Source organism: Sulfitobacter rhodophyticola (genome assembly GCF_041281685.2).
GTDB lineage: Bacteria > Pseudomonadota > Alphaproteobacteria > Rhodobacterales > Rhodobacteraceae > Sulfitobacter.
In genome coordinates, this window is the sequence record NZ_CP166251.2 from 3,725,762 (window position 1) to 3,747,384 (window position 21,623).

General features: G+C 62.6%; 23 protein-coding genes. 16 read left to right on the forward strand and 7 right to left on the reverse strand.

All coding sequences use genetic code 11. The annotated features are described in order from the left end of the window. Positions 1-18: 18 nt before the first annotated feature. The 5 genes from AB4X18_RS19360 (at position 19) to AB4X18_RS19380 (ending at position 3,531) form a co-directional block, all read left to right on the forward strand. On the forward strand, positions 19-795 hold the full coding sequence (locus tag AB4X18_RS19360; RefSeq protein WP_432816929.1) for a cyclase family protein: 777 nt from the start codon (positions 19-21) through the stop codon (positions 793-795). A 3-nt stretch (positions 796-798) separates the two neighbouring features. Beyond that, positions 799-1,725, forward strand: a complete 927-nt coding sequence (locus AB4X18_RS19365; protein WP_370401606.1) for a 3-keto-5-aminohexanoate cleavage protein — start codon at positions 799-801, stop codon at positions 1,723-1,725. A gap of 12 nt (positions 1,726-1,737) precedes the next feature. Then, positions 1,738-2,241 carry an OsmC-related (seleno)protein gene (locus AB4X18_RS19370; RefSeq protein ID WP_370401607.1) on the forward strand — a complete coding sequence of 168 codons (504 nt, stop codon included), beginning with the start codon at positions 1,738-1,740 and terminating at the stop codon, positions 2,239-2,241. A 72-nt stretch (positions 2,242-2,313) separates the two neighbouring features. Next, on the forward strand, positions 2,314-3,270 hold the full coding sequence (locus tag AB4X18_RS19375) for an aldose epimerase family protein (protein WP_370401608.1): 957 nt from the start codon (positions 2,314-2,316) through the stop codon (positions 3,268-3,270). 120 nt (positions 3,271-3,390) lie between these two features. Beyond that, positions 3,391-3,531, forward strand: a complete 141-nt coding sequence (locus AB4X18_RS19380) for a hypothetical protein (protein ID WP_370401609.1) — start codon at positions 3,391-3,393, stop codon at positions 3,529-3,531. A gap of 56 nt (positions 3,532-3,587) precedes the next feature. Here AB4X18_RS19380 and ndk read toward each other — a convergent pair whose 3' ends face one another. Continuing rightward, positions 3,588-4,010 (reverse strand): nucleoside-diphosphate kinase, encoded by a 423-nt coding sequence (ndk, locus tag AB4X18_RS19385; RefSeq protein ID WP_370401610.1) that lies wholly within the window; start codon positions 4,008-4,010, stop codon positions 3,588-3,590. Between the two features lie 125 nt (positions 4,011-4,135). Continuing rightward, the gene (locus AB4X18_RS19390) at positions 4,136-4,624 is read right to left on the reverse strand and encodes a cupin domain-containing protein (RefSeq protein ID WP_370401611.1); all 489 of its coding nucleotides are present in this window, start codon (positions 4,622-4,624) and stop codon (positions 4,136-4,138) included. 92 nt (positions 4,625-4,716) lie between these two features. Here AB4X18_RS19390 and AB4X18_RS19395 point away from each other — a divergent pair, with 92 nt between their 5' ends. The 4 genes from AB4X18_RS19395 (at position 4,717) to AB4X18_RS19410 (ending at position 8,732) form a co-directional block, all read left to right on the forward strand. Continuing rightward, positions 4,717-6,576, forward strand: coding sequence for an ABC-F family ATP-binding cassette domain-containing protein (locus AB4X18_RS19395; RefSeq protein ID WP_370401612.1), 1,860 nt, complete (start codon positions 4,717-4,719; stop codon positions 6,574-6,576). Between the two features lie 110 nt (positions 6,577-6,686). Next, complete coding sequence (locus AB4X18_RS19400; protein ID WP_432816930.1) at positions 6,687-7,319, forward strand: MarC family protein; 633 nt, start codon at positions 6,687-6,689, stop codon at positions 7,317-7,319. Positions 7,320-7,371: 52 nt separating this feature from the next. Then, positions 7,372-7,956, forward strand: coding sequence for a retropepsin-like aspartic protease family protein (locus AB4X18_RS19405; protein WP_370401613.1), 585 nt, complete (start codon positions 7,372-7,374; stop codon positions 7,954-7,956). A 101-nt stretch (positions 7,957-8,057) separates the two neighbouring features. Then, positions 8,058-8,732, forward strand: a complete 675-nt coding sequence (locus AB4X18_RS19410; RefSeq protein WP_370401614.1) for a DUF998 domain-containing protein — start codon at positions 8,058-8,060, stop codon at positions 8,730-8,732. Positions 8,733-8,752: 20 nt separating this feature from the next. On the opposite strand, the gene AB4X18_RS19415 is transcribed toward AB4X18_RS19410, so the two are convergent. Further along, positions 8,753-9,211: a DNA polymerase III subunit chi gene (locus AB4X18_RS19415; RefSeq protein WP_370401615.1), complete on the reverse strand. Its 459-nt coding sequence runs from the start codon at positions 9,209-9,211 to the stop codon at positions 8,753-8,755. Between the two features lie 7 nt (positions 9,212-9,218). Then, a complete protein-coding gene (locus AB4X18_RS19420; protein WP_370401616.1) occupies positions 9,219-10,688 on the reverse strand; it encodes a leucyl aminopeptidase in 1,470 nt (489 codons plus the stop codon). Between the two features lie 133 nt (positions 10,689-10,821). Here AB4X18_RS19420 and lptF point away from each other — a divergent pair, with 133 nt between their 5' ends. The 7 genes from lptF to AB4X18_RS19455 are packed head-to-tail and all read left to right on the forward strand — an operon-like array spanning position 10,822 to position 18,871. Next, complete coding sequence (gene lptF, locus AB4X18_RS19425; protein WP_370401617.1) at positions 10,822-11,964, forward strand: LPS export ABC transporter permease LptF; 1,143 nt, start codon at positions 10,822-10,824, stop codon at positions 11,962-11,964. Continuing rightward, positions 11,961-13,058 carry an LPS export ABC transporter permease LptG gene (gene lptG, locus AB4X18_RS19430; protein ID WP_370401618.1) on the forward strand — a complete coding sequence of 366 codons (1,098 nt, stop codon included), beginning with the start codon at positions 11,961-11,963 and terminating at the stop codon, positions 13,056-13,058. The genes lptF and lptG overlap by 4 nt, the downstream gene beginning before the upstream one ends. Then, the gene (locus tag AB4X18_RS19435; RefSeq protein ID WP_370401619.1) at positions 13,059-15,242 is read left to right on the forward strand and encodes an LPS-assembly protein LptD; all 2,184 of its coding nucleotides are present in this window, start codon (positions 13,059-13,061) and stop codon (positions 15,240-15,242) included. Further along, positions 15,230-16,480 carry a peptidylprolyl isomerase gene (locus tag AB4X18_RS19440; RefSeq protein ID WP_370401620.1) on the forward strand — a complete coding sequence of 417 codons (1,251 nt, stop codon included), beginning with the start codon at positions 15,230-15,232 and terminating at the stop codon, positions 16,478-16,480. Before AB4X18_RS19435 ends, AB4X18_RS19440 begins: the two co-directional genes overlap by 13 nt. After that, a complete protein-coding gene (gene pdxA / locus AB4X18_RS19445) occupies positions 16,477-17,451 on the forward strand; it encodes a 4-hydroxythreonine-4-phosphate dehydrogenase PdxA (RefSeq protein WP_432816931.1) in 975 nt (324 codons plus the stop codon). Before AB4X18_RS19440 ends, pdxA begins: the two co-directional genes overlap by 4 nt. Beyond that, on the forward strand, positions 17,448-18,290 hold the full coding sequence (rsmA, locus tag AB4X18_RS19450) for a 16S rRNA (adenine(1518)-N(6)/adenine(1519)-N(6))-dimethyltransferase RsmA (RefSeq protein ID WP_432816932.1): 843 nt from the start codon (positions 17,448-17,450) through the stop codon (positions 18,288-18,290). Before pdxA ends, rsmA begins: the two co-directional genes overlap by 4 nt. Next, positions 18,287-18,871: a hypothetical protein gene (locus tag AB4X18_RS19455; protein ID WP_432816933.1), complete on the forward strand. Its 585-nt coding sequence runs from the start codon at positions 18,287-18,289 to the stop codon at positions 18,869-18,871. Before rsmA ends, AB4X18_RS19455 begins: the two co-directional genes overlap by 4 nt. Before the next feature lie 46 nt (positions 18,872-18,917). On the opposite strand, the gene AB4X18_RS19460 is transcribed toward AB4X18_RS19455, so the two are convergent. From AB4X18_RS19460 to prfA, 3 genes are all read right to left on the reverse strand, one after another. Beyond that, positions 18,918-19,481 carry a DUF4167 domain-containing protein gene (locus tag AB4X18_RS19460; RefSeq protein WP_432816934.1) on the reverse strand — a complete coding sequence of 188 codons (564 nt, stop codon included), beginning with the start codon at positions 19,479-19,481 and terminating at the stop codon, positions 18,918-18,920. A gap of 246 nt (positions 19,482-19,727) precedes the next feature. Continuing rightward, positions 19,728-20,570, reverse strand: coding sequence for a peptide chain release factor N(5)-glutamine methyltransferase (gene prmC / locus AB4X18_RS19465; protein ID WP_370401623.1), 843 nt, complete (start codon positions 20,568-20,570; stop codon positions 19,728-19,730). Beyond that, positions 20,567-21,622, reverse strand: a complete 1,056-nt coding sequence (prfA, locus tag AB4X18_RS19470; RefSeq protein WP_370401624.1) for a peptide chain release factor 1 — start codon at positions 21,620-21,622, stop codon at positions 20,567-20,569. Before prfA ends, prmC begins: the two co-directional genes overlap by 4 nt. Position 21,623 lies beyond the last annotated feature (1 nt).

A 21,623-nucleotide genomic window follows, 5' to 3' on the forward strand; every position in this document is an offset into this window, starting at 1 on the left:
TCCCTCAAGGAGACAGCCATGCCGCGCACCTTCATTGATCTTTCCGTCCCGCTGGAGGCCGACATACCGTCGGACCCCGAAATCATGCTGCCGCAGATCGAATACTTCGACCACAAGGATACGGCGGAACAAATGGCGGGCTTCTTTCCCGGCATGACACCCGATCAACTGCCCGGCGGCGACGGCTGGGCGCTGGAAAAGCTGACGATCTACACCCACAACGGCACACATCTGGACGCCCCCTATCACCACCATTCCACCATGAACGGAGGGGAGCGTGCGATCACCATCGACGAAGTGCCGCTGGAATGGTGTTTCAATCCCGGCGTCAAGCTGGATTTCCGTCACTTCGATGACGGCTATATCGTGACGCCGGATGACATCGACACGGAACTGGCGCGCATCGGTCATACGCTGCAACCGCTGGACATCGTCGTGGTCAACACATCTGCCGGCGCGAAATACGGGGCACCTGACTACCTGATCAAGGGTTGCGGCATGGGGCGTGATGCCACGCTGCATCTTTTGGAACAGGGCGTGCGCGTCACCGGAACAGACGCCTGGAGCTGGGACGCCCCCTTCCCGCTCACCGCCGCGCGGTTCGCGCAGGAGGGCGACCCCAGCATCATCTGGGAAGGCCACCGCGCCAGCATGGACATCGGGTACTGTCACATCGAAAAGCTCGCCAACCTCGACCAGCTGCCGGCCACGGGTTGGACCATGTCCTGCTTTCCGTTCAAGATCAAAGCCGCCTCTGCCGGGTTCATCCGCGCCGTGGCCATCATGGAGGATTGACCCATGGCCAAGACCATCATCACCTGCGCCATCACGGGTGCCATTCACACGCCCACCATGTCGGATGCCCTGCCGATCAACTCCGAGATGATCTATGAACAGGCGGTCGAAGCCGCCCATGCCGGGGCCGCGATCCTGCATCTGCACGCGCGCAATCCCGATAACGGTGCGCCGTCGATCAATCCCGATCACTTCATGGAATTCCTGCCCCGCATCAAGGCAGAGACGGACGCCATCGTGAACATCTCCACCGGTGGCAGCCTTTCCACCGGGATCGAAGAACGCATGGCCCCCGCCCTGCGCGCCTCCCCCGAGATGTGTTCGCTCAACATGGGGTCGCTCAATTTCGCGATGCATCCGTTGGCGGATCGGTACAAGACATGGAAATACGACTGGGAAGAAGCCTACGTGCGCGGCTCCGAAGGCAATATCTTTCGCAACACCTTCGAAGACATCGGCAAGGTGGCGGAAACGCTGGGCAAGGCACACGGCTGCCGGTTTGAGCATGAATGCTACGACGTCGGCCATCTGTATAACCTGAAATTCTGCGTTGATCAGGGGATGTTCACGGCGCCGGTGTTCCTGCAATTCGTGATGGGCATCCTTGGCGGGATTGCGGCCAATATCGACAATCTGGTGTTCATGAAGCACACCGCCGACCGTCTGTTTGGCGACGACTACCGCTGGTCCGTCATCGGCGCCGGCGCGGCGCAAATGCGTCTTGGGGCAGTGGCTGCGCAAATGGGCGGCAATGTGCGCGTCGGGCTGGAGGATTCGCTTTTTATCGAGCGTGGAAAACTTGCCACCTCGAACGCCCAGCAGGTCCGCAAGATGCGCGATATTCTTGAGATGCAAGGCAATGAGATCGCAACCCCGGACGAGGCTCGCGCCTCACTGGCACTCAAGGGCGCTGCGAATGTCACGTTTTGAGAGGGCCATCTGATGACCATTGAACAGCCGAAAGAACCGGTGGATGTCATCTTCACCTGTTCCGGCACGGCGACGGGCAAAATGCGCAACGATCTGGATGTGCAGATGGTCGAACCGATGCTGGAAACCTTCACCCTTGCCACCGACGAAGGCCCCTTTCACGGCGGCGATGCCACGGCCCCACCCCCGTTGGCCCTGTTCATCGGCGGATTGACCGGCTGCATCATGACGCAGTTGCGCGCCTTTGCGCGGCGCATGGGGGTGCAGATCGACGATCTGCACGTGGACTGCAAGATCGTCTGGCAGTGGTCGCCGAAGGACCGCATCTATGAAACCGCACCGAAGTCGTTCGAGATCGACATCACCCTCGAAAGCCCCGATCCCGTGGCAAAACAGATGGCCCTGATCGCCGCCGCGAAAAAGGGATGTTTTGTCGAACAGACGCTGGGTCGGGCCAACACCATCCGCCACCGATTGAAGACGCCAGACGGTTTCATCGCAGCGGATGGCACCTGATCAGCGTCGCGTCGGCCATCCGCCGGGGCGGGTACGTCTTGCCAAAGGAGGCCGCGCGGCACATCTTCTAGCATGCCCGATGCGCCCCTCATTGAACTGCGAAACGATCATCTGACCGTATCCCTGCGTCGGCGGGGTGCGGCGCTGGTGGGGTTGCGCCTGCACGACAGCGCGCAAAACCTTGTTCTGGGGCTGGCCGCACCCGAAGACCACGACCATATTCCAATCTATGCAGGCGCGCTTGTCGGCCCTATTGCCAACCGGCTCGAACGAGGTTGCATCACGGTTGCAGGCATCCGCTACCAGATGGCGCTGAACGAAAACGGGCAAAACACGCTGCATTCTGGCCCCGAAGGACTGCACAGCAGGGACTGGCAAATCAAGGCGCGCAGCGAAACCTCCGCAACCCTGATCTGCGCCCTGCCCGACGGCGCCTGCGGCCTGCCCGGCAACCGGGTCATCAGCGCAACCTACACCCTTCAAGACAGCACGCTGTCGCTTGAAATCACAGCCACCACCGATGCCGCGACGCCGATGAATATCGCTGCACACCCCTACTGGAACCTTGACGGCGGCGGGGATGTGGCCAGCCATACCGTCGCCCTGCATGCCGATCGCTATCTGCCAACCGGGCCGGACAATCTGCCCACCGGCCAGATCGCGCAGACAACTGATACACCGTTCGATTTCACCACCGCGCGGCACATTCCCCATGATCCCGCCCTCGATGTGAATTACTGCCTGCCTGCCGATGGCGCGGTGCACCTTGCCGCCACGCTGACCGGGGCCAACGGCACGCGTCTGAGGCTTTCAACGGATGCGCCGGGCCTTCAGGTCTACAACGGGGCACATCTGCCCGCCCTGCGCGCCGCACTGGACGAGGGCGGCGATCTGCGCCCCTTCGGTGCCATCGCGCTGGAACCGCAGCATTGGCCCAACGCCCCTCACAACCCCAGCTTTCCGTCGATCATCCTGCACCCCGGCGAAACCTACCGTCAGACAACCCGCTACCATCTTGATCGGGTATGAAAACGGCACTTCCGGCACGACATTACCCAACTCTCGCCCCGGTTTCGGCATGCTCTTGGCCTGATCCCCGACCAAGGTCTTTCTCACGGCCCACACCGCCGCGAGAGAGAGGAGCCAGCCATGGCCGATCAAGACCCACAACAGCCAAACCCGCCCGCACGGGAAGACGACACCACACCGCCGCCCCATCCGACCGCTGACAAAACACCGTCGGACAAGCCGCAGGACCCGCCCGTCATCACCGACTACGCGAGCCTTTGAAACGCAAAAGGGCCGCCCCGAAGGCGACCCTTTCGTATCACATATCCGGAACCGACCTAGCCGACCAGCTCAAGGCCGGAGAAGAAATAGGCGATTTCCACTTCCGCCGTCTCGGGCGCATCAGACCCATGCACGGAATTCTCACCAACGCTTTCGGCAAATTCGGCACGGATGGTCCCGGCTTCCGCATCCGCGGGATTGGTCGCCCCCATCACCTCACGGTTCTTGGCAATCGCGCCTTCCCCTTCCAGCACCTGCGCGACGATTGGCGCAGACGCCATGAATTCGCACAGCTCATCGTAGAACGGGCGCTCCGCGTGCACCTTGTAGAACTCACCGGCCTGCGCCTTGGTCAGGTGAATACGCTTGGAAGCAACAACCCGCAGGCCCGCGTCTTCGAATTTCTTGACGATGGCACCGGTCAGATTGCGTTTGGTGGCGTCGGGTTTGATGATGGAAAATGTACGCTCAAGGGCCATGTGGCTTGCTCCTTTGGGGATTGAATTTGGCGCTCCCTAACATGGGCCTTAGGCCGTGGAAAGCCGGGATTTGCCTGCGTGTCGTATCGTTTAGGATAAAGCTTGCGCGGTGGTATTTCAGCGCCTCAGGTTTCCTGATCCACGGCTGATCCATCACCCCGCGTATATGTCCGCTCGTTGCTGCGACGATGCAAAATCAGATCATGGTCGGGGTAGTGCACCACATCTTCGTCAAGCCGCGTTCCCACGACCAAAACCACTGCATCCTGCTCCGAACGGTTTTCCAGACAATGGCCCGTCGGCTGGCCCGCTTTCCAGCCCGCCGCATCTCCGGCCACCAAAAGTGTCTCGGCCTCCTCAATCAGAACCAATCGACCTGAGACCAGATAAACAAACTCTTCTTCGCGCGCGTCCCAATGCCGATGAGAAGACCGCGACCCTGGCGGGATACGTTCCAGATGGACACCATACTGCGTCAGACCAACCGCATCTCCCAATGCAATTTCTCCGTAGGGCCCATCGTTCTGCCCGGTTATGGGATGGGGCGTGCCCGCATGTTCGGTCCAACGGTTTGCATCGACTTTCGGCGTACTGGCAAGACTCCCATTCAGCATTCGAACATGGCGTGAACAGACACGATTCGCCCTGTGAGCGTAAGACCAGAACGCACATTGACCCTGCTCCGCCCTTAGTCCACACCGCCCCCATGTTACGCATCTCCGAGATCAACTATTCCGTCGAAGGCCGCCCCCTGTTCGAGGAAGCCTCCGCCGTGATCCCCGATGGCCACAAGGTTGGCCTTGTCGGCCGCAATGGCGCGGGCAAAACCACCCTTTTCCGCATCATCCGTGGCGAATTGGGGCTGGACGCCGGCAACATCTCCCTGCCCAGCCGCGCGCGCATCGGCGGTGTCGCGCAAGAGGTGCCCTCGTCTGAAACCTCCCTCATCGACACCGTACTGCAAGCCGATACCGAACGCGCCAGCCTGATGGCCGAAGCCGATACCGCCACAGACGCGGGCCGCATCGCAGATATCCAATCGCGTCTGACGGACATCGACGCCTGGTCGGCCGAGGGACGCGCCGCGTCAATCCTCAAAGGACTGGGCTTTGACGCCGCCGAACAACAGATGCCCTGCTCGGATTTTTCCGGTGGCTGGCGCATGCGCGTGGCCCTCGCGGGCGTGCTCTTTGCGCAACCGGATCTTTTGCTGCTGGACGAACCCACGAACTACCTCGACCTCGAAGGCGCGCTCTGGCTGGAATCCTACCTCGCCAAATACCCCCATACGGTGATCATCATCAGCCACGACCGGGGCCTGCTGAACCGCGCGGTCAACGGCATCCTGCACCTGGATGAACGCAAGCTGACCTTCTACCAGGGCCCCTACGACCAATTCGCCCGCCAGCGCGCCGAACAGCGCGCTGTCCAAGCGGCAATGGCCAAGAAACAACAGGCCCGCCGCGACCACATGCAGGCCTTCGTGGACCGCTTCAAAGCCAAGGCGTCCAAAGCCAAGCAGGCCCAGTCGCGCTTGAAGATGATCGAAAAGATGGACATGATCGCCTCCCCCGAGCAGGCCGCCAAACGCGTGTTCACCTTCCCCGAACCCGAAGAACTCTCACCCCCCATCATCTCCATCGAAGGCGGTGCGGTGGGCTATACCGCCGACACACCGGTTCTGAGCCGCCTCAACCTGCGCATCGATCAGGACGACCGGATTGCGCTTCTGGGCAAGAACGGCCAGGGCAAATCGACACTGTCGAAACTCCTGTCCGACCGTCTGGTCCTGATGGACGGCAAGGCCATCAAGGCCAACAAACTCCGCATCGGCTTTTTCGCCCAGCATCAGGTCGAAGAACTGCACGTGAACGAAACGCCGCTGCAACACATGATCTCGGCCCGCCCCGGCGTGCTGCATTCCAAGCTGCGCGCCCAAATGGCGGGCTTCGGCCTTGGCCCTGATCAGGCAGAGACCGAAGTCGGCAGGCTTTCAGGTGGCCAGAAAGCGCGCCTGTCGCTCCTGCTTGCCACGCTCGACGCGCCGCACCTGCTGATCCTGGACGAGCCGACAAACCACCTCGACATCGAAAGCCGCGAAGCGCTGGTCGAAGCTCTGACCCAATACTCCGGCGCCGTCATCCTCGTCAGCCATGACATGCACCTGCTGTCGATGGTGGCGGACCGCTTGTGGCTGGTCTCCAACGGCACCGTCAAACCCTACGACGATGACCTGGAATCCTACCGCAAGATGCTGCTGCAACCGACCAAACCCGTCAGCAAGACCGCCAAGCCCAAGGAAGCCCCCAAACCCAAGCGCGCCAGCCGCGAAGACATCCTCGCCCTGCGCGCCGAGGTGCGCAAAGCGGAAAGCCGTCTGGAAAAGATCAACGACATGCGCGACAAGCTGGCCAGGAAACTTGCCGACCCCGCCCTGTACGAAGACACCAAAAACGGCGAACTTGAGGTCTGGAACAAGAAATACGCCGAAGTCATGAGCGCGCTGGAGCGCGCCGAAACCCTCTGGATGCAGGCGTCCGAAAAGCTCGAAAAGGCCTCCGCCTGATCTGCATCTTTTCTCCCGAAATATCCCGGGGGAGTCAGCTCTGCTGACGGGGCAGAGCCCCCAAATAAAATAACGTGGGCGCAGCCCTCAATGAGAACACGCAACCGACCATGATCTTCGATACCGCCTTTATCATCACCGCCCTCGTCACGATGTTCGTGGTCATCGACCCCATCGGCATCGCCCCCCTGTTCCTCGCCCTCACCCGCGGCATGACGCCGGCGCGCCGTCGCCGCGTGGCCATCCGCGCGACAGGCACCGCCGCCATCGTGTTGGCGCTGTTTGCCTTCTTCGGCGAGGCGCTACTGGGCTTTGTCGGCATCTCCATGGCCGCCTTCCGCATCGCGGGCGGCATCCTGTTGTTCCTGACCGCGCTCGACATGTTGTTCGAACGCCGCACCAAGCGCCGCGAGGACAAGACCGGGGACGAACATGCGGAAGATCCCGCCATCTTCCCCCTTGCCATTCCGCTGATCGCGGGACCCGGTGCGATTGCCTCCGTCATCCTGCTCATGGGCGAACGGCCGGGGATCGAAGGTATGATCACTGTCCTTGGCATCACGGCGCTGACCCTTGTCGTGCTGACGTTGATCCTGATGGCCAGTTCCGTCCTTGACCGGGCCATCGGCAAGACCGGCATCGACGTGATCACCCGCATCCTCGGAATGCTGCTGGCGGCCTTGTCCGTCCAATTCGTGCTCGACGGTCTCGCCGCCTTCGGATTTGGCCCCGGCTTGGGCTAGCCGACTGGCTGCGCGCTGCCTATATCAGGACCACCAGCGTCACGAGGTTCCCATGGATGAAATCGAAACAGGCCGCCTGATCTATCTGATTGCCCTTTTGGCGATGGTCGTGGGGTGGTTCTGGGTGCAGGCGCGCGGCGATGGCTGGAACAAGACGCTGCAGCACGCCGCCGTCTGGGGCATGATCTTTGTCGGCGGTGCCGCCGCCGTGGGCCTGTGGCAGGACATCAGCCGCGACACGGGCAGCCCGCAGATGGTGATGGCAGACGGTGATCAGATCGTCGTTCCCCGCGCCCGCGACGGGCATTACTACCTGACCCTTGAGATCAACGACACACCCATCCGCTTCGTTGTCGACACCGGTGCGACGGACATGGTGCTGACGCAGGCGGACGCCACGCGGGTCGGGCTTGATCCGGAAAGCCTCAACTACCTTGGCCGCGCCAACACCGCCAACGGCGAAGTCCGCACCGCCTTTGTGCGGCTGGACGAAGTGGTGCTGGGAGGCGTGCAGGATCAGAATGTGCCCGCCGTGGTCAACGAAGGGCAAATGGCGGGCTCGCTCCTTGGTATGGGATACCTGCAGCGCTGGGGCCGGATTGAGATTGCGGGCGGCGAATTGATCCTGACGCGGTGATCGCAGGTCACGCACTCCGGACAAGCAGGCGCAGATATTTCGGCAAGGTCCGGAACCCCTCCGCCCCGGCGGGCGTTTGCCCGCAAGTCACGGAGGACAGGATGCCCGACAACACCGCCCGCCCCAAGGTGCAGGAACAACCCGGTTTGATGATATTCCTGGGGTGCTATGCGATCTTCGGCTGCGCGGTGTTCGCGCTGTCGATCCTGATTGCCGATTTCGTCGTCCCCGATCACGACTGGATCGCCGATACCATCAGTGATCTGGGGGCAGGCAAGTACGAATTCATCGTCGATATCGGTATCTATGCCTTCTCAAGTGCGCTGATCTGCGTCGCCTTGCTGACAGCGCACGTGCATCTGGGCGGCCTGCGGTGGAGTGTCAGCATCGTCGGGTTGGTCGCGCTGGGGCTGATCGTCTTTCTGGTGGGGGCAAGGAATGAATACGGCGACAGTGACAACGACGGCGTGGTGATCCACCGCTATCTGGTCTACGGGCTTGGTTTTCTGATGGCGTCCCTGCCGCTGCTGATGGCCAAGGCCGCAGGCCGCGCCGACCCGCTCTATTCGAAAATCCTGGTGGCGATTTCAGTCGTCTGGGTCCCGTCCGCCCCCATTTTCTTCTTCCTGCCGGACGCGATTGACGGTGTTTACGAACGGTATCTGGGTCTGATTTCTTTCGTCTTCGTCATCACTTTATCCCACCTGTTTATCCAGCGCGGGAGAAGCCAAAAAGCGGCGAAAAGGCGCAAGGAAGCGAAGAACGCGTCGGCGTGAATGCACCGGGACACCTATGCTCAGGTCTCCGCTTTCTTCTCCCACCGTCCGCTCTCCTCCGACCAATACTGCGCCGATGCGCCTGCCTCCTTCAGCGCCTTCCACTGCGCCCGCGCCCGGTCCAGCGCCTCCGTATCATTGCCGTCAAACAGGACGCAGACCCGCTCCAGTTCAGCCACCTCAGCCGCCGTGACCTCGGCCCCATCCACCGACATTACGCAATGGGGCGCGTTTGCCGCATCCGTCCCATCGACCAGCAAGACAGGTTGATCGGCATCCTGCGGACCGCCCGACAGCCCATGGGGCAGGAACGCGTCCTCCGGCCCCAGCCACAACGCCTGATCCAGAGCTTCCAACCCAACCCGGTCGGTGCCGCGCACCGCCACACGCCAGCCATTCTCAAGCGATTTGCCCAGCAGCATCATCAGCGTCTCCGCCAACGGCCTGCGCGTCAGGTGGTAAAAATAGGCGGCCCCCATGCCGTGATCACCCTTCGTAATTGTCCGCAACCAGACGGTTCAGCGCCGCCACACCCCACCCCGTCGCCCCCTTGGGCGCCAGCGGGGTCTCTGTCTTCAAGGACGCCACGCCCGCGATATCCAGATGGATCCACGGCGTTTCCTCCTTGACGAAACGCTGCAGGAACTGCGCCGCCGTGATCGACCCCGCGGGCCGCCCACCGACGTTCTTCATGTCCGCCACGCGGCTCTTGAGCATCTCGTCATAACCTTTGCCCAGCGGCATGCGCCACGCGCCTTCGTCCTCGGCCTTCGCCGCCGTCAGGAAGGCGTCGCAGAAGGCATCATCGTTGGAAAACACGCCCGCGTTGTCATGGCCCAGACCAATGATGATCGCGCCGGTCAGTGTCGCCAGATCGATCATGCCCACGGGCTTGAACCGCTCCTGCGCGTACCACATCACGTCACACAGCACCAAACGCCCCTCTGCATCGGTATTGATCACCTCGACCGTGTCCCCCTTCATCGAGGCGACCACGTCGCCGGGTCGCGTGGCATTGCCCGACGGCATGTTTTCCACCAATCCCACCAGCCCCACGACATTGGCCTTTGCCTTGCGCCGTGCCAGTGCGCGCATCACGCCGGACACGACTCCGGCACCGCCCATGTCCATGGTCATATCTTCCATGCCCGCCGCCGGTTTCAGGCTGATGCCTCCGGTATCGAACACGACCCCCTTGCCCACCAGCGCCAGCGGGGCCGCATCCTTCTTGCCGCCTTCCCAGCGCATGACAACAACCTTGGACGGGCTGTCAGAACCCTGCCCGACGCACAGCAGCGCGCGCATCCCCAGCTTGGCCAGTTCATCCTCTTCCAGCACCTCGACCTTGAGCCCCAGCGACGACATCTCGGCCAGTTGGGCCGCAAAGGCGTCGGTGGTCAGGACATTGGCGGGTGCATTGACCAGATCGCGGGTCATGAACGCCCCTTCGGCCACCGCGAGCAGCGGTGCGGCCTCTGCCTCCGCCGCCTTGGGTTTGGCCGTCATGACGGTGATCTTGCCCGCGCGCGGGTCGCCGCCCGTCTTGTGGTCCTGAAAATCATAGTCCCGCATCGCGGCGCCATATGCCATCTGGGCCGCGCAGGCTGTGTCCTGCGCAAAAACAAGCAAGTCCGCCTTGCCCCTGTTTTTGCCCATGATCCCGCCCGCGCGCCGTTGCTGGGCCACCGTCGCATCCGCGGGAAGCGAAAAGACCTCGACTGCTTCGGCGGCCATGCCACCTGGATAGGCAAGCGTGATCGCGTCCCCCGGTTTCAACTTACCGAAGGCCTCCCCGGCCACCATCCGCGCCAGCGCACCGCCGGTCAGGGTATCGACCTCGGCCGTGGGCCCGTCGAAGTCTGCCTTGGGCGTCACAAGAAGGGCGATGCGCCCTTTATGGGTGGCAATTGCCTCAATATCGGTCGTTGCAAAGGAAATCGGGGTAAGGTCGGTCATGGGGGCCTCTGTCTGGTTTCGTGACATACCTAGCGCGGCGTCCGGGTAGTGACCAGATAGCAGTTCCCGCGCGCAGGCTTTTGCGATAGTGTCGCCGCAAAAGACGCCGTCAGAGCATTCGAGAGAGGTCGCAGTGACCAGATTTGACCGCTACATGCTGTCACAGCTGTTCGTGCTGTTTGGCTTCTTTGCGCTCGTGCTTGTTGCATTGTTCTGGATCAATCGCGCGGTGGTGCTGTTTGACCGGTTGATCGGCAACGGCCAATCGGCGCTGGTGTTTCTGGAATTCTCCTCGCTCAGCCTGCCCAAACTCGTGGTTACGGTGCTGCCGATCGCCACCTTTGCCGGCGCCGTCTATGTCATCAACCGGATGAGCGGCGAATCCGAACTGACCGTGTTGCAATCCACAGGCTCAAGTCCATGGCGGCTGGCGCGCCCGGTGTTTGTCTATGGCCTCTGCGTCGCCGGAATGATGAGCGTGCTGACCCATTTCCTTGTCCCGATGGCGCAGGCCCAGTTGAACCAGCGCGAAGCGGAGATTGCCCAGAACGTCACCAACGGCCTGTTGACCGAAGGCACGTTCCTGCATCCGGCCGAAAGCGTCACCTTCTATACCCGGCAGATTGACGCTGACGGCGTGCTGCGCGACGTCTTTCTGTCCGACCGACGCGATCCGGGCGAAGGGGTGATCTATACCGCCGCCGAAGCCTATCTGGTGCGCAACGATGCCACGGATGAACTGGGCACCACCTTGATCATGGTCGATGGTCTGGCCCAGCGGCTCAGCAGCGGCGACAAGCGGTTGGCGACCGCGCAGTTTCGTGATTTTTCGTTTGATATCTCAACACTGATGAGCCGAAGCCTGAGCGGTTCCCAATCCATTCGCACCATGACGACACCTGCGCTGCTGGGGGATTGGACGGAACTGGGATCGCGCACGGACAACAGCCTCAGCACCATCGCGGAAGAATACCACCAACGGTTCACCCAGCCGTTCTTCTGCATCGTTGCCGCATTGCTGGGATTTGCCACCCTGCTGATCGGAGGCTATTCGCGTTTCGGCGTTTGGCGCGAGGTCGCGATTGCCTTTGGGCTGCTGGTGGCAATCGACGGGTTCCGGGGTGTCGCGGTCGATATGGTGCGCAACGACGCCGGGGCCTGGCCGCTGATGTATCTGCCGTCGCTTGTCGGCCTGGCACTTTCCTGCGCCATGCTGACCCATGCCGCCCACCCCGGCTGGCTGGCCCGGATGCGCCGACGGCGGGGGGCGGCATGATCCTGCACCTTTATTACGCGCGCCGTTTCATCATGGTGATTGCACTGATCACCATTGTGATCCTTGCGCTGGTCATGCTGATCGACCTGGTCGAACAAACTCGGAAGTTTGGCGATTACGACATCGGTTGGCAGCGTATCGTCGGTTTGACGCTTCTCAATGCGCCGCAGTCGATCAATCAGGTGCTGCCGCTGATCATGATCCTTGCCACTGTGGCGCTGTTTGTGTCGCTGGCGCGGTCGTCCGAACTGGTCGTCACACGCGCGGCAGGCCGTTCCGCGCTGAAAATCCTGCTGGCACCGGCCGGTGTGGCGCTGTTGATCGGGGTGGTCGCCGTCTCCGCGCTCAATCCGATCGCGGCGGCGACAAGCGGGCGCTACATCCAGATATCCGACCGCATCCTGTCGGATGGCGGCGCCGCCCTGTCGATCAGCGACGAAGGTCTCTGGCTGCGCCAGGGCACGCCCGAAGGGCAGACGGTGATCCGCGCATGGCGCTCGAATACCGATGCGTCGGTCCTGTATGACGTGACCTTTCTGACCTATGACCGCGCCAATGGCCCCATCCGCCGGATCGAAGCGCAATCGGCAGCCCTTGAAGAAGGGGCGTGGTCGCTCAGACTGGCCAAATCATGGCCGCTGGGTCAAGGCGTGAACGCGGAAGGCAATGCAAGCTTCCACGACAGCCTGCGCATCCCCTCCTCGCTGACGCTTGACCGGATCCGCAGCAGCATCGGCGATGTGGGCAGCGTGGCCATCTACGACTTGCCCCAATACATCGCGCAGCTGGAACAGGCGGGCTTTTCCGCCCGCAAGCACCGGGTGGGACTTCAGGCCGAATTCGCACGCCCCCTTTTCCTTGTCGCCATGGTTCTTGTTGCGAGCGCCTTCACCATGCGGCATACCAGATTTGGTGGTACAGGGGTTGCTGTACTGGCATCGGTGCTATTGGGATTTGGTTTGTACTTCATTCGCAGCTTTGCACAGATCTTGGGGGAGAACGGGCAAATCCCGATTCTGCTGTCCGCATGGGCGCCGCCCGTGGCGGCCGTTCTGCTGGCGCTTGGCCTCTTGCTGCATGTGGAGGATGGCTGAATGAAACGCCTCCTGTGCTCGATCTCGCTGCTGGCGCTGGTCGCGGCGCCACACAACGCCATTCCACAGACCGCAGCCCCATCGCAGTCAGGCACGTCACAACAGCAGCAGTCCGCCATTCTGGTGGCCGACGAAGTCTTCATCACCCGCGACAAGACACTTGTCGCGCAGGGCAATGTCGAAGCCTTTCAGGGCAACACCCGGCTGCAAGCCCGCGCGATCCGCTACAATCAGGGCACCGGTGCGTTGGAGATCGAAGGGCCGATTACGCTCTCCGAAGGCGCCGAAACGATCCTGCTCGCCGATGCAGCACAGCTTGATCCCGACCTGCAAAACGGTCTTCTGACCGGCGCGCGGCTGATCCTGAACCAGCAACTGCAGCTTGCCGCGAACCAGATCAACCGGGTCGAAGGCCGCTACAGCCAGCTTTACAAGACTGCCGTAACCTCCTGCCATGTCTGTGAAAACGGTGAGCCGCCGCTTTGGCAGATCCGGGCGCGCCGGGTGGTCCACGACCAGCAGGAACAACAGCTCTATTTCGACGAGGCACAATTCCGCATCCGCAACGTGCCGGTCTTCTATATCCCGCGCCTGCGCCTGCCCGACCCCACGCTGGACCGCGCCACGGGCTTTCTGGCCCCCACGATCCGCTCCACGTCGCAACTGGGGACGGGGATCAAGGTCCCCTATTTCATCAAGCTGGGCGATCACCGCGACCTGACCCTGACACCTTATCTGTCCCCCAGCACGCGAACTTTCGAATTCCGCTATCGACAGGCGTTTCGCAGTGGCCGGATCAAATTCGACGGGGCAATCACCCGCGACGACGAACTGCCCGGAGAGACGCGCGGCTATCTCTTCGGCGACGGGCAGTTCGACCTGCAACGCGACTACAAGCTCGAATTCAATGTCGAGTTGACGACCGACCGGGCCTATCTGACCGAATACGGCTATTCCTCCAACGACCGGCTGACCAGTGAACTGACCGTCAGCCGCGCGCGTCGTGACGAATATGTCCGCGCCTCCGTCTTTAATTTTGAGACGCTGCGCGATGGCGAAGACAATTCGACCCAGCCGACGTTCGTGCTAGACGGGGCGTATGAGCGGCGGTATTTCCCCCGTACATTGGGCGGGGAGTTGCGCCTGGGTCTGCAAGCGCATGGCCACAGGCGGTCTTCCGACCGGGACACCGACGGACCCGATGCCGATCTGATCGTGGATGGCCGCGATGTGACCCGCCTGAATGGCCGGGTGGACTGGATCCATCGGGCGATCATGCGCGGCGGTATCGTGGCGGATACCCGCGTCGGTGCCAGCTTCAATTTCTTCGACATCGCGCAGGATGCCACCTTCGACAAGAACCACAGTGACCTGACCACAAATGCAGCCCTTGCCCTGCGGTATCCGCTGATGCGGCGGGGTGCTGCGGGTGTGGTGGATGTGCTGGAACCGGTGGTCCAACTTGGCTGGGTGGATGGCACCCGCCTTGTCATCCCGAACGAGGAAAGCACGCGCGTCGAATTCGATCAGGGCAATCTTCTGTCACTGTCCCGCTTCCCCCGCCCCGACCGGCGCGAGCGCGGGACAACGGCGGCTGTCGGCATGACCTGGACCCGCGTCGATCCCGATGGCTGGGACGCGCATGTGGCCCTTGGGCAGGTATTTCGCAACGACAGTGATCCCGCCTTTTCCGCCAGTTCCGGCCTGGACGGCACGCAATCGGACTATCTGCTGGCCGGTCAGATCAAGATGCCCGACGGCCTGTCCCTGACCGGGCGCAGCCTGTTCGACAAGGATTTCGAATTCGCCAAGGCCGAACTGCGCGGGGACTGGGATTTCAATCGCGGGCGGCTGGGCGGCAGCTACGTCTGGCTGGACGAAGACCCCGCCGAAGAACGTTTGCAAGCGGTCTCCGAAATCAGCCTGGATGGCAGCTACAGGATCAACGCCCAGTGGACCGCCAACGCCGACTGGCGCTTTGACGTGGCCGATGACCGCGCCGCAACGGCAGGACTTGGCCTGACCTACTTCAACGAATGTGTGACGGTGGACCTCTCGGTGCGGCGGCGCTATGCCACCTCAACAAGTGTTGAGCCCTCTACCGATTTCGGATTTAACGTGGGGCTGAGGGGCTTTGCGGCCAACAGCGGAACAGAAAGATACGAGCGCTCATGTCGAAAATGATCAAAACAACCGTTTCGCGCCTGACGCGCGGGTTTGCCGTTGCCGGACTTGCGGGGCTAACCGCCTTCGCACTGCCGACGCCAATCGTCGCCCAGAACCTTTTTGCCCCCGTTGCGCGCGTCAATGACGCCGTGGTCAGCGAATTCGAAGTGCAGCAACGCCAGCGCTTCCTGCGGTTGCTCAACGCACCGGGTGCCGATCGCGAAAGCGTGGTCGAGGCGCTGATCGACGATCGCCTGCGCGAGCAGACTACAGCGGAGTTCGGGATCGAACTGACGCCCGAAGGCTTGGACGAAGGGCTGGCCGAATTTGCAGGTCGCGCGAACCTGAGCACGGAGGAATTTGTCACCGCCCTTGGGCAAAGCGGCGTGGACCGTGAAACCTTTCGCGACTTCGTGACGGTGACGCTTGAATGGCGTGAATTGATCAGGGGTCTTTACCTCAACCGTGTAAACATCTCGGACGCGGAAATTGACCGCGCGCTGGCAGCGTCGTCCAGCGGGACCGGCATCCGCGTGCTCGTGTCCGAAATCATCATCCCCGCACCGCCGCAGAACGCTGCCCGCGTCGCGGAACTGGCCGAACGCATTTCCCAGACCACATCGACCGCCGAATTCTCAAGCTTTGCCCGGCGCTATTCGGCCACGGCCTCGCGGGGGGCGGGCGGTCGCCTGCCGTGGCGTCCGCTTGGCCAACTGCCCCCATCCCTGCACCCGCTGATCCTTGATCTGGCCATCGGAGAGGTCACCGCCCCCATTCCGATCCCCAATGCCGTGGCGCTGTTCCAACTGCGCGGTATCGAGGAAACAGGCAAACCCGATCAGGAATTCTCCGAGATCGAATACGCCGCCTATTATCTGGCCGGTGGCCGGAGCGACGAAACCCTGGCGCAAGCCGCGCAAATCCGCGCCCGCGTCGATACCTGCAACGACCTGTATGGCGTGGCCAAGGACCAGCCGCCCGAAGTGCTGGAGCGCAAGAAATCCAAACCCGGCGAAATCCCCCGCGACATCGCAATCGAACTCAGCAAGCTTGACCCCGGAGAGGTGTCAACGGCACTGACCCGTGCCGACGGGCAGACGCTGGTCTTTCTGATGATGTGCAAGCGCACTGCGGCGGCCAACGCGGAACTGTCGCGTGAAACCGTTGTGTCGAACCTGCGCCAGCGCAAGCTGCAAGGCTATTCCGAACAGTTGATGAAACAACTGCGCGCCGACGCCCGCATCATCCGGCAATGACAGAAACCCGGCTACCGGTTGTCATAAGCTGCGGCGAACCTGCAGGTATCGGCCCTGAAGTCGCCGCGCGGGCGTGGGCGGCACTGAAGGACGATGTGCCGATGCTTTGGCTGGGGGATCCGCGTCACCTGCCCACCGACCTGCCCCATGTCGTGATCCGCGATCCTGCGCAGGCAGGCGCGCAAACGCCGGACGCCCTGCCCGTTCTGGCGCAGGACTTCGGCCCGCCCGTCACCCCCGGCACCCCCCATCCAGACCACGCCCGGCACGTCGTCGATGTCATTGCCCGTGGTGTCGATCTGGTGCGCGATGGCCTGGCCTGCGCGCTGTGCACCGCGCCGATCCACAAGAAGGCGCTCAAGGACGGGGCTGATTTCGCCTATCCCGGTCACACCGAATACCTTGCCGCGCTTGCGAGCGTTGATGACGTGGTGATGATGCTTGCCTCTGACGCGCTGCGCGTCGTGCCCGCCACCATCCACATCGCGCTGGAGGAGGTGCCGAAACAGCTGACGCCACAGGGGCTGCGGCGGACCATTGAAATAACTGCCGCAGGCCTGCGGGACCAGTTCGGCATTCCGGCACCCCGCCTTGCCATAGCAGGGCTTAACCCGCACGCAGGCGAAGGCGGCACCATGGGCCGACAGGAGGTCGACTGGATCGCCACGCTGATCCGCGACATGCAGAACGAAGGCCTGCACCTGATCGGCCCCCTGCCCGCCGACACGATGTTTCACGCCGCCGCGCGCGCGCGGTACGACGCGGCCATCGCCATGTACCACGATCAGGCCCTGATCCCCATCAAGACGCTGGATTTTGACCGAGGCGTCAACGTCACGCTGGGCCTGCCCTTTATCCGAACCTCCCCCGACCATGGCACTGCCTTCGATATCGCGGGTCAGGGCATCGCCAGCCCCGCCAGCATGATAGAGGCCATCCGCATGGCGCACCGGATGGCGTATCCCGCATGAGCGCGATAGACACGCTGCCCCCCCTGCGCGACGTCATCGCCAGCCACGGCCTTTCGGCGCGCAAATCCTTGGGCCAGAACTTTCTGCTGGATCTGAACCTGACCGCCAAGATAGCGCGGCAGGCAGGGGATCTGACCACCTCGGACGTGCTTGAAATCGGCCCCGGCCCCGGCGGCCTGACGCGGGGCCTGCTGTCCGAAGGCGCGCGTAAGGTGCTGTCGATCGAAAAGGACCGCCGCTGCCTGCCTGCACTGGCAGAGATCCAGGCGGCCTACCCAGACCGGCTACAGATCATCGAAGGCGACGCGCTGGAGGTGGACCCGCTGGCCCATCTGACACCGCCCATCCGCGTGGCCGCAAACCTGCCCTACAACATCGGCACCGAACTCCTCGTGCGCTGGCTCACCCCGCCCGACTGGCCGCCGTTCTGGGAAAGTCTGACGCTGATGTTCCAGCGCGAAGTGGCCGAACGCATCGTGGCGCAGCCCGGCTCCAAGACCTATGGCCGGCTGGCGATCCTTGCCCAGTGGCGCAGTGATGCGCGGATCGTTATGCACTTGCCGCCAGAGGCATTCACCCCACCGCCCAAGGTGTCGTCCGCCGTGGTGCACCTGACCGCCCTGCCAAAGCCACGCTTTGAAGCCGATGCCGCCGTCCTGTCGCGCGTGGTGGCGGCCGCCTTCAACCAGCGCCGCAAGATGCTGCGCGCCGCACTCAAGGGCATAGCACCCGACATCGAGGACCGGCTTGTCGCTGCAGGCCTTAAACCCACCGACCGCGCCGAACAGATCCCACTGGAAGGCTTTTGCGCCCTTGCACGCGCGGTGGCCGCACCATGAGGCGCCTGATTGCCCTGTTGTCGCTCGTGGTGCTTGCCGCCTGTACTTCCGGCCCGCCGCCTCGGGGGACCGCGCCCGAAATAGCGGCACTCGCCAGTGAAATCCGCACGCTGTCCCCGCAGGTCGATCCGGCTGAGGCCCGCCGCGCCGCTACCATCGCCTATGACCAAACCCACAGCCTTGCACTGGCCTACCAAATCACCGATTCACCACTTGTCCACAACGCCAAGGTCAACGCAGGCACCAAGCCGCGCGGCCTGTGCTATCATTGGGCCGAGGATATGGAACGACGGTTGAACGCAGAAGAATTCCGTACGCTTGACCTCAAACGTGCCATCGCCAATTCCGAAACGCGCTTTCTGATCGAACATTCGACTGCCGTGATCACCGCCAAAGGCACGTCCATGGAAGCGGGCATCGTGCTGGACCCATGGCGCAATGGCGGGCGGCTTTTCTGGTCACGGGTGGCGACGGACAAACGCTATGACTGGCTCCCGCGGGAGGAAGTGCTGCGCCGCCGGGGTCAGATCAGATACGCACAACGACCCGACGGGTCACGGGCGGCACCCCCCGCAAACTGAAAAGGCCCCGCATCCGCGAGGCCCCGTTCAGAATATCAACGTAGGATCACTCAGCCGCTTTGGGCTGGTCTCCGCCATCAGGGGTCTGATCCCCACCATCCCCTGCCTCGCCTTCCGGCTTGGCCTTGGGCTTACGGCGCGACTGGCGTTTCTGCTTGGGCTTGTTTTCCGGGGTATCAACCAGATTGCTGTCTTCGCCGCCGTCACCGCCGTCCTTGCCTTCTGCCGGGGCATTTCCCTGGGGCTGCTGGCCACCCTGATTGTTGCTTTCACGCTCTTGGCGTTCGGCCCGCTCGCGGTCCCGATCCGCCTGACGCTCCCGGTTCTGGCGTTCCTGCTCCTCACGACGCTGGTCAATCTCGCGCTGCGCTTCGGCCAGCATGCGCAGATAATGCTCCGCGTGCTGTTGGAAGTTCTCGGCCGCGACGCGGTCGTTGCTCAGCTGCGCATCGCGGGCAAGCTGATTGTATTTCTCAATCACCTGCTGCGGTGTGCCGCGCACCTTGCCCTCGGGGCCGGAGCTGTCGAAAACACGGTTGACGACATTGCCGCCCTGATTCTGACGGTTGCGGTTATTCTTCGACCGGGACCGTGATCTGGTAGACTTCATGGAACGTGATCAGCCTTGTATGCTGTTGATTTTAACGCACCGGGCTGGCGTGCTGTCGCCTCTCGTCACCCGGGAATAGCAATATGTTGGGCATAACGCCGCGCGGGACCGTCAGAGACATCCACCGCTGCAACACCTTTGAATAAACATGCCCGTGGGGGTGGAGCAAGGTAAAAACGTGTCAAAAAGCGCAAAAGTCCACAAATTCGCGCAATTCCGCCGGTAATTCGCAGGTATCCGGTCAAGTCAGGCGGGCCATTCGGCGCAGATCACCCGCGCGCGCCCGTCCAGATCCTGACAAACGCTGACCCCGCCCCAGCCTGCGCGGGTAAAAATCTCCGCAACCGCAGTGCATTGCTGCCAGCCAATCTCAACCAGCACACGACCCGCCGCTGAAAGGTATCCTTGCGCCTCGTCCGCGATGATCCGGTAGGCGCTCAGCCCGTCGCCGCCGTCGGTCAGGGCCATGCGGGGCTCATGATCGCGCAGTTCCGGCGCGACGCCCTGCATCTCTTCTGCAGCCAGATAGGGGGGATTGGCGACGATCAGGTCGAACCGCCCCTCCACCGCGTCAAACCAGTCCGACTGCAGCACATCTGCCCGTGACGCCACACCGTGCCGCACCGCGTTGGCGCTGGCCTGCAGACAGGCGGCCTCACTCAGATCAACGCCAACGCCGCGCGCATCAGCGCATTCAGCAAGCAATGTGACCAGGATACAGCCCGACCCGGTGCCAAGGTCCAAAACCCGCTCGAACGGTTGCGCCAATGCGCGCTCGATCAGTGTTTCCGTCTCTGGCCGGGGGTCCAGGACATCGCGGGTGATGGCAAAGTCACGGCCATAGAACGCGCGCACCCCGACAAGCTGGCTGACCGGTACCCGCACCGCGCGCAAAGACACAAGATGATCGAACCGTTCCGCTATCTCGGGCGCGATCTCCTCCGGCGCGATCAGCGTTACACGGGCGGCATCGACGGATGCCGCATGGGCCAGCAACACCCGCGCATCCCGCGCAGGGTCCGGCACGCCTGCCGCCCGCAGCCGCGCGGCGGCCGCGGCCATCGCCTGCGCTGCGGTGGGCGCGCTCACCCGTTCATCTCCGCAAGCTGCTGCGCCTGCGCATCTGCTGTCAGCGCATCGACAATCTCATCCAGATCGCCCTGCATAACCGCATCCAGTTTGTACAGCGTGAGGTTGATCCGGTGGTCGGTCATCCGCCCCTGCGGAAAGTTATACGTCCTGATCCGTTCGGACCGGTCGCCCGACCCGACCTGCGACGCCCTGTCGGCTGAACGTTCATTGTCCACCCGCGCGCGCTCTGCATCATAAAGACGGGCGCGCAGGACCTGCATCGCGATCTCGCGGTTGCGGTGCTGGGATTTTTCCGAACTTGTCACGACCAGCCCGGTGGGAAGGTGGGTGATGCGCACGGCGGAATCGGTGGTATTGACGTGCTGCCCTCCCGCGCCGGAGGACCGCATGGTGTCGATGCGCAGGTCATTGGGATTGATTTCTATGTCCACGTCTTCCGCTTCGGGAAGCACCGCGACCGTCGCGGCAGAAGTATGGATGCGCCCGCCGCTTTCGGTGCTGGGTACGCGCTGAACGCGGTGCACACCGCTTTCATACTTCAGCCGGGCAAAGACGTTTTCCCCGGTGATATGGGCCACCACTTCCTTGACGCCGCCCAGTTCGGTCATCTGGCTCTCGATCATCTCGAATTTCCAGCCGCGCGCCTCAGCATAGCGCTGGTACATCCGCAACAGATCGGCTGCGAAAAGGGCCGCTTCATCCCCTCCTGTGCCCGGCCGGATTTCCAGCATGGCAGGCTTGGCATCCGCCGCATCGCGCGGCAACAACGAAAGCTGCAACGCGGCCTCTGCATCGGGAAGGGCCGCTTTCAGTTGCGGCAACTCGTCGCGCGCCAGCTCAGCCATTTCCGGGTCGCTCATCATCGCCTCGGCTTCTGCAATGTCTCCGGTCAGCTGGCGGTAGGCCTCAATCTGTTCAACTACGGGACGTAAATCACTGTATTCTTTTGCAATACCTGCAAAATCCGCGCCATCGCCACCAGCCGCCATTGAGGCTTCCAGGAACTGAAAACGCTGCAGGATCTGCTCAAGGCGGTCATTGGGGATCATT